Genomic DNA, 11,550 nt, shown 5'->3' on the forward strand with positions numbered 1-11,550 from the left:
CGGCCTCACACGCCCTCTCCGTTCGATGTCGGGTGCCGAGCCAGCGGCTGACTGGTTTGCCATCCGCCGCCCAATGCCTTGTACAGGGCGATCCAGTAGCGAACCTGATCCTGTTGCAAGGTGATCAATTCGATTTCCGCCGTCAGCGCCTGGCGGCGTGCAGTTTCGCGGTCCAGCAGACTGACGCTGCCAGCCTGCCAGTTGCGGTCGATAGCCTCGAACGACTCTCGAAAGCCGGCGGTGGAACGCTCAACATCGGACTCCCGCCGCCGCGCCGCATCGAGGCGCACCAAGGCCTGTTCGACCTCCATGACACTGGTGCGCAGCGTCTGGCGATAGACCGCGAGAGCCGCGTCGTAAGAAGCCCTGGCACCGTCCACCGCCGCACGACGTTTGCCGCCGTCGAACAGGGGCACCGACAACACCGGACCCAGCGACCAGGAGCGGTTGTGTTGTCCCACCGTGTTGCCGACCGAAAATGTGCCGGACAGGCTCAGGCTCGGCAGTCGGTCGGCCTGGGCCACGCCGATCTCGGCATTCGCCGCCGCCAGTTCCCGTTCGCTGGAGGCCACATCCGGGCGCTGGCGCAGCAGGTCGGCAGGAATTTGCTGCACGTTGAGTCCGGCAGGCTCCGGCAGTTGCGCCGGGGTCTTGCCGAGCACGCCGAGCAACCGCTCCTCATCGCCCCCGGTCAACGCCACCAGGCTTTTGAGCAGCACCTCGCATTCGCTTTGCTGCTGGACCAAAGCTGCCGCGCTGCTGGCGGCACTGGCATCGGCCAGGGCGGCGTCGGCGGACGATGTGAAGCCGGCACCAAACGACTGACGGGTGATGCGCGCCGTGTCTTGTTGCGACTGGGCCTGATCCCTGTAGGCCAGCACCAGTTTCTGGCAGCCACGGTATTGCACGTAGTAGTCGCCCACCTGTGCCGCCAGTGAGACCCGCGCGTCATGCCAGTCATCCACCCGCGCCTCGACCCGTGAGCGGGCGGCTTCGTTATTGCGCCGCAGCTTGCCGAACAGGTCGAGCTCCCACGCCGCGTCCAGCGCGGCGGAGGAACCTGAGCCGCCCAGGCGCTGGGGCCCCGTCTGCTGCCCGCCACGCCCCTTGGATAACTGGCCATCGACCTTGGGCAAGGCATCGGCGGCATCACTGTCCGCAGTCGCCCGTGCCAGTGCGATATTGGCCCACGCCTGGTCCATCGACGGACTGTCGGCTTCGGCCAGGCGCAACAGCTCGGCCAATGCCGGGTCGTCGAACTGCTGCCACCAGTCGGCCAAGGCGGCCACAGACGCGCCATGGGGCAAGGGGGCCTGCCATTTGCTCGCGACCGGAACGGCGGGCACCCGATAATCCGGCCCCAATACGCAGCCGCTCAGCACCGCCGCACACAGAGTCGCCAGCAGTAGGTTTTCCCGGAGCTTGAAGACATGCATAGGTTTTTTGGAGGCCTGGCAAAAGTGAACGAACCGTTCAGGGACGCGGCAGATTTGATGAGGTTATTTAACCCTGGGGCCGGTTTTGTGTCTGGCGTGGGAAACGGGGACAGGTGCCGGCCAGAAAGCTCGCGATAAATGCAGAGGCCTGCTGAAATGGCCCGGACCTGCGAATACCCCCCTGTGGGAGCGAGCCTGCTCGCAATAGCGGCGGTACCTGCACCCTCGATGCGACTGCCCTACCGCTATCGCGAGCAGGCTCGCTCCCACAGGGTCTTGCGCAGAGCCTACGGGTGTCCTGCGCCCGCCTCCCTTTCCATAGCCAACGGATGATCGAACATGGAAGCACTCAGTTACCTCGAAAATATCGAGTCGAATGCGCGAACCTATGCGCAGACTTTCCAACGGCTATTTGTCAGCGGCAAGGGGATGCGGATCAAGGACGCCAGCGGCCAGGAATTTCTCGATTGCCTGTCGAACGCCGGGACTCTGGCCTTGGGGCACAACCCAGCGGAAGTCCGGGACGCCGTGATGGCGTTTCTCGCCAGCGATCATCTGCAGCAGGCCCTCGACCTGGCGACGCCGGCCAAGCATGCCTTCGTGCAGGAGCTGTTCTCGATGCTGCCGGCGAACATGCGCGAGACCAGCAAGATCCTGTTCTGTGGGCCCAGCGGTTCGGATGCCGTCGAAGCCGCCATCAAGCTGGCCCGCCACTACACCCGGCGCTCGCCGCTGATGGCTTTTCACGGCGGCTATCACGGAATGACCGCCGGGGCCTTGTCGGCGATGGGCAAGCTGTCGCCGAAAACCGGTGACGGTCTTATCGCCCAGGGCACGCATTTCCTGCCGTTCCCCTATCGATTCCGCTGCCCCTTCGGTACCGATGGCGAACACACCGATCAATTGTCCATCGACTATATCCGCACCGTGCTGTCGGACCCCGAAGGAGGCGTCGCCAAACCGGCGGCGGTGATCGTCGAGGTGGTGCAAGGCGAAGGCGGATGTATCCCGGCCTCGGCCAACTGGCTGCGGGCACTGCGGGAAATCACCTTGGAGCAGGACATCCTGTTGATCGTCGACGAAGTCCAGACTGGCCTGGGTCGCACCGGCAGCACCTTTGCCATCGAGCACGCGGGTATCGTGCCGGACATCCTGGTGCTGTCAAAAGCCATCGGCGGCGGCTATCCGCTCGCGGTCGTGGTCTATGCCGAACACCTGGATACCTGGGGCCCGGGAATGCATGCCGGGACGTTCCGTGGCAACCAGATAGCGATGGTCGCCGGGGCTGCAACCATGCGTCAGATCAGGAAAGACAACCTGGTCGCCAATGCCGCCCGGATGGGCGAACGCCTGGAGAACGGCCTTCAAGAGATCGCGCAGCGGTTTTCCTTCATCGGCGACATCCGCGGTCGCGGCTTGATGATCGGCGTGGAAATCACCCAACCGACCACCACCCAACGCGCCGGCCAGGCCGACGGCGCCCTGGCCCATGCGATCAAGCTCAAGTGCTTCGACAATGGTTTGATGATGGAAACCGGAGGACGCCACGGCGCGGTACTCAGGTTCCTGCCACCCCTGACCATCACCGAGGGTGAAGTCGACATGGTCCTGGACCGGTTTGAACAGTCACTCGGAAAAGTCGTCGAAACACGCCCTCAGGTGGCACGCGAAGCAGTCTGAAAAACCACCCTTTGCAGCACGCCGACACCCGCTCCCCTCTGTGGGAGCGGGCTTGCTCGCGAAGGCGGCGGCATATCCAACATCAGTGCAAGCTGAGCCGCCGCTATCGCGAGCAGGCTCGCTCCCACACTTGATCTGTGCCGACCGCAATATCCGCAACAACCCCAATCATAACTGTGGGAGCGAGCCTGCTCGCGATGGCGTCGGCTCAGCCAACATAGAGGCTGATGCACTACCGCTATCGCGAGCAGCTCGTTCCCACAGAGGACAGCGGTGCTGGCCCCGAATACCTCAATCCCGCGCCAAGGCGTTGATCGGATCCAGCCGCGCCGCGTTGCGTGCAGGTACGAAGCCGAACACGATGCCGATGAGTGTCGAGCAGACGACCGCGGTGATGATCGATCCCATCGAAAACACCATCTGCCATTCCTTGACGAAGATCGAAAAGACGTAGCCGATGCTGAACGACAAACCGATGCCAATCGTCCCTCCGAGCAGGCACACCATCACCGCTTCCACCAGGAACTGCTGGCGTATGTCGGACTGACGTGCCCCCACCGCCATGCGTATGCCGATTTCACGGGTTCGCTCGGTCACCGACACCAGCATGATGTTCATCACGCCGATACCGCCCACCACCAGTGAGATGACCGCGATGAGCGAAAGCAACAGGGCCAGCGACTGGCTGGTCTTCTGCACCGTCTGCATCACGCTGTCGAGGTTGTAGGTGAAGAAGTCCTTGGTGCCATGGCGCTGCGTCAGCAGCTTGACCACGTTGTCTTCCACCAGCTTGCTCGGCTGCCCGTCCTTAATCCGGACCGTGACGCTGTCCAGGAAACGCTGGCCCAGCAAGCGCCCCGCCGCCGTTTCATAGGGCATCCAGATATTCAGGTTCTTGCTGGTGTTGAAGACGCTCTTGCGGTCCTCGGTCACGCCGATGACGGTGCAAGGCAGGTTGTCGACGAGGATCACCTTGCCCAGCGGATCCGTGTGCGAGCCGAACAGTCGCTGGCTGGTGTTATGGTCGATCACCACCACTTGCGACTGCCGCCGGGAATCGTCCTTGTTGAACGCTACGCCTGAGCCGATCTTGATCCCGCGGACCTGGAAGTAACTCTCGCTCACACCGTTGACGGTCGCATTGACGTCGATGTTCTGGTACCGCAACAGCAGGTTGCGCCCAAGGTTGGGGGTGGCACTGTCGATGTAGTACAGGTCGGCCAGCGCCGTGACGTCGGAGAGCACCAGGGTTTCGATTGCCGTCGAGCGGCTGTCGCCCCAGTCGGCTCCGGGCATGATCTCGATGGTATTGCTGCCGATTGCTTCGATGTCCTTGAGGACATATTGCTTGACCCCTTCGCCGATGGCCACGATCGACACCACCGACGTGATACCGATGATGATACCCAGCATCGTCAGCAGCGTTCGCATCCGGTGTGAGATCAGCGCCACCCATGCCATGTTGAACGCTTCGCTGAACAGCCCGAAGCTGGCAAGCAGCCGGTTCGACGGCTTGACCTTGGCCGGTGGCGTGCCTTGCGGCGGCTGGTCTTCCATGGATCGCTGCGGATTGGCCCGATCGCTGACGATCTCGCCGTCGCGGATCTCGATGATGCGTTGGGCGTAGGCCGCCACTTTGTCATCGTGGGTCACGATGATCACCGTGTGCCCCGCCGCGTTGAGTTCCAGCAGGATCTTCATCACCTCCTTGCCGCTGGCGGTGTCCAGTGCCCCGGTGGGTTCGTCGGCGAGGATGATCTCGCCCCCGTTCATCAAGGCTCGGGCGATACTCACCCGCTGCTGCTGCCCGCCGGAAAGCTGGCTGGGTCGATTGGCCAGGTGCCCGGTCAACCCCAGGCGTCCCAGCAACTCCCCGGCACGGTTGTGCCGTTGCGACTCGGCGGCGCCGGCATAGATGGCCGGCATCTCGACGTTATGCAAGGCACTCAGGTGTGGCAGCAGGTGATAACGTTGGAAGATGAAACCGAAATGATCGCGACGCAGCTCCGCCAGCTCGTGATCGTCCATCGAGCCGGTTTCGCGCCCATTCACTTTATAGCTGCCGGAACTCGGATGATCGAGGCAGCCGAGCACATTCATCAGGGTGGATTTGCCGGAGCCGGACGCCCCCGTGATCGCCACGATTTCCCCGGCGTTGATCGTCAGGTTGATGTCCTTGAGCGCGATGAACGCTTTTTCGCCCGCTTGAAAGCTACGGGTGATCCCCTCGAGTTCCAACAGTGGTCGCGTCATGGTCAGGCTCCCGCCACGGCTGGGGTGGGCTCACCGATGACGACCTTGTCGCCTTCAGCCAGGCCGTCCTTGATTTCAGCCCGGACGTTGTTGTTGATACCCGTCTGGACGTTACGTGGTTGGGCCTTGCCTTCGGCGTCCAGCACCCGGACCACATAACTGCCATCCTGGTTCCTCGGCCCCAGGGCCGCGACCGGAACCGTCAGCACCGCCTTGGCCTTGTCCAGGACAATGCGGACCTGGGCCGTCATCGAAATGCGCAGGCGGTGATCGGGGTTCGGCACGTCGAACAGGCTGTTGTAGAACACCGCGGTGTTCTGCTTGGGCGTCCCGGCGTTCTGGGTCTCGAGGAAGTTCTGCGGCGCCGGCTCAGTGCCGCGCAGCGTGGCGTAGTAGCGTTTTTCCGCTTCACCGAGGATGGTGAAATACACCTCCTGCCCGGGCACGATATGAATCACATCGGCCTCGGACACCTGAGCCTTGACGGTCATGGTGTCCAGGTCGGCCAGCTTCAGCAGCACGGGCGCCAGTTGCTCGGCGATCACGGTCTGGCCTTCCTGGGTCACGATCCCCACGACATAGCCATCGATGGGCGCGACGATGTGGGTATAGGCCAGGTTGACCCGGGCCGTTTCCACCTGGATCTGCGCGTCCTTGATCTGAGCATCGAGTGACAGCAGGTTGGCGGCCTCCACCTTGTAGTTCGATTCGGCGGTCTCGTATTCCTGCTTGGAAATCGCGTCATCCGGTTGCAGCACCTTATAGCGATCGTAGGTGGCTTTCGCATCCTTGAGTTGTGCCGCGGTGGCTTGTCGCTTCGCCTTCAGGTTTTCTTCGTTGACCTGGGCCTGGCGCAAGGCGTTCTGCGCCAGCAACGGGTCGATTTCCGCCAGCCACTGGCCCTTCTTCACCTTGTCGCCCAATTTGACCTTGAGCGATTTCAGTTGCCCGGACACCTGGGCCCCGACATCGACCTGCTTGACGCCCTGGAGCGTCCCGGTGGCCAGCACCGCGTTCTCGATGTCAGTGCGCTCGACCGTGGCGGTCAGGTACTCCGGCGGTTTCCCCGGCGACTGAGCGCTGTAGAAAACCAGGCCGGTCACCACGACCAGGACAAGCACGATAGCGATTTTTCGAAACTTAGACTTTTCCATAAATAACCATGAGTGCGTTGAGTTCAGGCCCGGCCAACGTAGCGCCGGGTTCCATGGGTGCGCCCGAAGGACGGACGGCTAGACGTAGTCACTGGCCTCCTCCTCATCGAGCATGGGAAGGCCGTCCTGCCACCAGGCAGCCAGGTTATGTACGTGAGGCGCCTTGAGAATCGTGAAGTGGTTGCCCGGGCCGTACCAGATGCTCAGGTCCGGTACATGCTTGCGCCACCCATCGATCATTTCCTGTTGCTCGCGCTTGTTGCCGGCGGTATCCAGGGTTGGATCATTCGCCAGCACCAGCCGCACCGGCCCGGTGTACTGATGTTGCGGTTGATAAACCGTACGCAGGGCCGTGCCGAAGGCCCGCGCCGGACCACGCATCGAATCCACCGCCGAACGCTGTGGCAGCATGCCGGCGCGAACCATGCCGGCATGCAGCAAGCGCATCTGCGCCGAATCGTCCTGGGCACCGAATACCGTGGCATCGATACCGAGGGATTTGCCCGAGGCCAGTTGCATCGCCTCGATCAACCGGTTCAACACCCCCGTCCCGGTATAAGGCTTGCCCACCACGCCGTTGCCGCCCGGCGATTCGCTGTCGATCAGCGTCAACGAGGCCACCTTGCGGCCACGGGCGTGCAGGCGAGCCGCCATCTCGAAGACAATCCAGCCACCGAAGGAATGCCCCAGCAGATGCACCGGGCCCTCCGGTTGCACCTTGTCGATGGCTTCGAGGTACGCCTGGGCGGCGGTTTCCACCAGGCTGAAAGGCTCTGTGCTGCCGTCCAGCCCCCGGTGTTGCAGCCCATGGATCGGCCAGTCCGGGCCGAAGGCGTCGGTCAGGCCGATGAAACCGGTGACGCTGTCGCCGGCCCCCGGTACGCAGAAGATCGGCGCCCGGTCGGCCCGTCCGCCCTGGATCGTCAGCAGCGGCTGGTAACCGCTCTTCGGCGAAGGTGCCGGACGCGATGCGGCGGTGTGAAGTTCAGCACTGATGGCCTGGCCCAAGGCCTGGACATGGGGCGCTTGCATCATGGTCTGGTGGTTACCCGGCACCTTGACGCAATGCAACTGCGACGTCGGCAGGACAGCGTCCCAACCCAGGTAGCCGGAGTGCTCGGGAGCGTCGTCCTTGCGCTCTTCGGCCATCAGCAGATGCACCGGTACGGAAATCGGATACACCCTGTAATGGGCCAACGCATGACCGTGGGCCACTTCGCGATCGAGGTACTGCCAGAGCTGCTCCGCACTGTAGACGGCCAGCTCGGCAGGCAGCAGCGCCTCGTCGCGGCAATGCTGCACCAGGCCTTCGAAATCGAATCGATCCAGTTGCCCTTGCAGACCGACCAGTTTCGCCAGGATCGATGCCAGTGCCTCCTCGCCAGGCCGCGCAGCCTTCCAGAACACATCGCAGCGGTCCAGCAGATGCAGCTTGTGGGCTTCGTCCAATGCCCAGCGCGCCCGGCCCTGATCCACCAGCCGAGGCAGGTAGCTGTCGATCAGGCCGACGAACTCGACCTCCTCGTCCAGGCCGATCAGCTGGATCGCGGTTTCGTAGGCCAGCACGCCACCGAACGACCAGCCGGCCAGGCGATAAGGCCCTTTGGGTTGTACCGAACGAATGATCCCCACCAGCCGCGAGGCCATGCATTCCATCGTCTGCAACTGCGGCTCGCCCCATTCGACAGCGGGTAGGCCATACACCGGGATATCCGGGTCGATGTGCTTGCCCAGCGTTGGAAAGTACAGGTCGAGCCCGCTGAATTCGTGCACCAGGAACAGCGGGTTCTGCTGGCCTGCGGTCCGTACCGGTACGACAACCTCCTTCGCCCGGACATCGGCGATGCGGGTTTGCAGTATCGACGCCATTGCCGCGACGGTTTCGTGTTCGAACAACTCGGCCAGCGACAACTTCAGATTGGCCTGTGCCAGCGCCCCCGCCAACCGGATGGCCAACAGCGAGTGCCCGCCCAGCTCGAAGAAGCTGTCATGACGGCCGACCCGTTGCAGGCCCAGCAGGTCTTGCCAGATCCGGGCGAGAAGCATTTCGGTCTCGCCTTGCGGAGCTTCGTATACGCGACGGATGACTGCTTCCTGGTCTGGCTCCGGCAATGCCTTGCGATCGAGTTTGCCGTTAGGTGTCAATGGCAGGGCATCGAGGCACACGTAGGCGGCCGGCACCATGTAGTCGGGCAGCTGTGCTTTCAGATACCTGCGCAAGTCTTCGATCTGCACCCTTTCGCCCGCTGGATGCTGAGTGAAATAAGCCACCAGGCGTTTCTCGCCCGACCCAGCCTCCTGGACCGATACCACCGCCTCTCTTACCGCATCGTGCTGGGCGAGTTTCACCTCGATTTCACCCAGTTCGATGCGCAGGCCGCGGATCTTCACCTGATCGTCGTTACGCCCCAGGTACTCGATGTTGCCGTCCGGCAGGTAGCGCCCCATATCCCCGGTGCGGTACATCCGGGCATTCGGAACGCTGCCGAACGGGTCGCGGAGGAAGCGCTCGGCGGTGAGGTCATCGCGGTTCAGGTAACCTCGTGCCACCCCGACGCCACCGATATAAAGCTCGCCTGCCACGCCAAGCGGAACCGGCTGCTGTTGTGCATCGAGCAGATAAACCCGGGCATTGGCCACCGGCTTACCGATATGCAACACCGTTTGCGAAGCATCGATCCGGCCCGAAGTGGCGACCACCGTCGTTTCCGTGGGGCCATAGTTGTTGATCAGGTTGAAATGCGGGTCGACAGGCAGCGTGCGCAAACGGTCTCCGCCGACCAGCAAGGTGCGCAGTCGATCCTGAGTCAGGTCGCGACTAAACGCATACTCGGCAATCGGCGTGGGCAGGAAGCTCACGTCCAGCGCCTGGGCATGCCACCAGTCAAGCAGCGCTTCGACATTCTCACTGCCCGCATGGGCAGGTGGCAGCAACAACGTGGCCCCGGCACACAACGCCGGCCAGACCTCCCAGGCCGCCGCATCGAAACCGAAACCAGCCACGCTCGAGGTACGACTGCCATGCCTGAGCTCGAACGCCTGGCAATGCCAGCTCACCAGATTGTCGAGGTTGCGATGCTCGACCATCACGCCTTTGGGTTCGCCGGTGGAGCCCGAGGTGTAGATGATGTAGGCCAGGCATTGCGGTGTCAGCGCCGCGAGCGCCGGGTTGTCTTCGGCATACCCGGACAAATCGGCCATGTCTCCATGATCGACGTCCAACAACAGCACCGGCACGTCCAGGCTCGGCAGGCGTTCTTGCAGCGCCGCCTGAGTCAGCAGGGCCACCGGGGCGCTGTCCTTGAGCAGGTAGGCCAGGCGGTCCACCGGATAGGCCGGATCCATCGGCACATAACAGCCACCGGCCTTGAGAATCGCCAGCAGGCCGACGACAGTTTCCAGGCTGCGGCGCATGCAGATGGCGACACGGTCCTCAGGCCGTATGCCGAGCGCCAGCAGACGATACGCCAAACGGTTGGCCTGACGGTTCAGCTCGTCGTAGGTCAGATGCTGCGATCCATAAACAACCGCCACGGTAGCGGGGTGCATGGCCGCTTGCACTTCGAACCGCTGGTGGATCGTCGAGTGCACGGGGAAATCCACGTCTGTCCTGTTGAAGTCCACCAACACTTGCCGACGCTCGGCGGAAGGCAGTATCGACACGCTGTTCAACGGCGTCTGCGGCGACGCCTCCAGCGCCTCCACCAGATGCTCCAGGGCAATGTTCATATACACGCAAACCCGCTGCGCACCAATCTGCGGTACGGCCAGGGCGCTCAGGCTGAAGCCTTCGCCCAGGTCGTCCACCGACAGGGTCAGTGGATAGTTGGTGCGTTCGCCACTGCTCAGCGCCTCGATGCCGTCCCAAGCCGTCATCGCTTCGCTCGAAGCCATCTCGACGGCGCTGTGCCGGTAGTTGAGCAAGGCACTGAACAGCGGCATCGGCGCGGCCACGCCGCTGCAGCGCTGGGCCAGCGCCAATGAGGCGTGTTCGTGGCCCAGCAGACCGCTCAACCGAGCGTGGGTTGCCTTCACGCCGCTACGCACATCCTCGGTACCCACCTTCACCCGTAGCGGCAAGGTGTTGATGAACATCCCCAGCGCCCGGTCGGCACCCTCGCCGCTTTGCATCCGCCCCATCAACACAGTGCCGAATACCACGTCCTGCTTGCCAGTGACCTTGCTCAGCACCTGGGCCCAGGCCAGGTGATGCAGGCTGGCGGCGCTTACGCCCAACTGACGGGCCTGGGCCCGCAACCGACGGCTCAGGTCAATGGAAAGATTCAACCCGGCCTCTTCGACAGCGCTGCCATCACCGCGAACGTCCAGCACGCCGAACGGCAATGTTGGCTCGTCGATGTCACCCAGCATGTCGCGGAAAAACGCTTCATGGGCCTCACGGCTGACACCCAAGCGGGCCTGGGCCACGTAGTTGCGGAACGGCGTCGCGTCGCCCAACTGATCCGCCAGCCCCAGCAGATGCGCTTGCATCTCGTGTTCCACCACCTCCAACGCGGTGTGATCGAGCGCCATGTGGTGGAACAACAGGATCGCCACCCAACGCCCGTTGGCGGGGTCATGGGCAAATGCCATGCGCATCAACGGTGCCTGGCGTACATCGAGCCGGTAGTGCTGCGGATCGAAACGCTCCAGCAACTGCGCAGCGACATCCTGGCCGGGTTCGAAAACACACTCGTCCAGCGTCAGTTGCGCCTCGCGCAACACCACCTGCACCGGCTCGCGCAAGCCCTCCCAGCGCACGGCCGTGCGCAGGATATCGTGCCGGTCGATCACCCCTTGCAGGGCATTGACGAAGTCATCCAGCCGGGCACGATCCTTGAGGTTGAACATCGCCTGCTGCACATAGAGATCGCCCTGCTGCGAAGCCAGGTGGTGATAGAGAATCCCTTCCTGCAACGGCGCCAGGGCATAGATGTCCTGGACATTGCTCACACCACCGGGCACGTCGGCGACGATGGCGTCGATTTCCTGCTGGGTCAGGTCGGCGAGCGGCAACATCTGCGGGG

Annotated in this window: 5 protein-coding genes; 1 reads left to right on the forward strand and 4 read right to left on the reverse strand. The window is 63.2% G+C overall.

Annotated elements, in window-relative coordinates:
* Window positions 1-5 precede the first annotated feature (5 nt).
* Entirely contained in the window at window positions 6-1,436 is a 1,431-nt protein-coding gene (locus CGA22_RS14980) for an efflux transporter outer membrane subunit (RefSeq protein ID WP_041024113.1), read from the reverse strand.
* A 339-nt stretch (window positions 1,437-1,775) separates the two neighbouring features.
* Between CGA22_RS14980 and CGA22_RS14985 the strand changes: the two genes are divergently transcribed.
* Window positions 1,776-3,116, forward strand: coding sequence for a diaminobutyrate--2-oxoglutarate transaminase family protein (locus tag CGA22_RS14985; protein ID WP_041024114.1), 1,341 nt, complete (start codon window positions 1,776-1,778; stop codon window positions 3,114-3,116).
* Window positions 3,117-3,407: 291 nt separating this feature from the next.
* Here CGA22_RS14985 and CGA22_RS14990 read toward each other — a convergent pair whose 3' ends face one another.
* The 3 genes from CGA22_RS14990 to CGA22_RS27485 all read right to left on the reverse strand — a co-directional run bounded on the left by CGA22_RS14990 (window position 3,408) and on the right by CGA22_RS27485 (window position 11,542).
* The gene (locus CGA22_RS14990) at window positions 3,408-5,369 is read right to left on the reverse strand and encodes a MacB family efflux pump subunit (protein ID WP_041024115.1); all 1,962 of its coding nucleotides are present in this window, start codon (window positions 5,367-5,369) and stop codon (window positions 3,408-3,410) included.
* A 2-nt stretch (window positions 5,370-5,371) separates the two neighbouring features.
* Window positions 5,372-6,523: a macrolide transporter subunit MacA gene (gene macA / locus CGA22_RS14995; RefSeq protein WP_041024116.1), complete on the reverse strand. Its 1,152-nt coding sequence runs from the start codon at window positions 6,521-6,523 to the stop codon at window positions 5,372-5,374.
* A gap of 78 nt (window positions 6,524-6,601) precedes the next feature.
* Window positions 6,602-11,542, reverse strand: coding sequence for an amino acid adenylation domain-containing protein (locus CGA22_RS27485; RefSeq protein WP_411157119.1), 4,941 nt, complete (start codon window positions 11,540-11,542; stop codon window positions 6,602-6,604).
* Window positions 11,543-11,550: the final 8 nt, after the last annotated feature.

Source organism: Pseudomonas sp. PSB18, from assembly GCF_014596565.1.
In the GTDB taxonomy this organism is placed as follows: domain Bacteria; phylum Pseudomonadota; class Gammaproteobacteria; order Pseudomonadales; family Pseudomonadaceae; genus Aquipseudomonas.

What these genes read in the sequence shown, in the direction of transcription:
- CGA22_RS27485 (WP_411157119.1), bottom strand. Translation starts at nt 11,542, where the DNA reads ATGTTGCCGCTCGCCGACCTGACCCAGCAGGAAATCGACGCCATCGTC.
- CGA22_RS14990 (WP_041024115.1), bottom strand. Translation starts at nt 5,369, where the DNA reads ATGACGCGACCACTGTTGGAACTCGAGGGGATCACCCGTAGCTTTCAA.
- CGA22_RS14985 (WP_041024114.1), top strand. Translation starts at nt 1,776, where the DNA reads ATGGAAGCACTCAGTTACCTCGAAAATATCGAGTCGAATGCGCGAACC.
- CGA22_RS14980 (WP_041024113.1), bottom strand. Translation starts at nt 1,436, where the DNA reads ATGCATGTCTTCAAGCTCCGGGAAAACCTACTGCTGGCGACTCTGTGT.
- macA (WP_041024116.1), bottom strand. Translation starts at nt 6,523, where the DNA reads ATGGAAAAGTCTAAGTTTCGAAAAATCGCTATCGTGCTTGTCCTGGTC.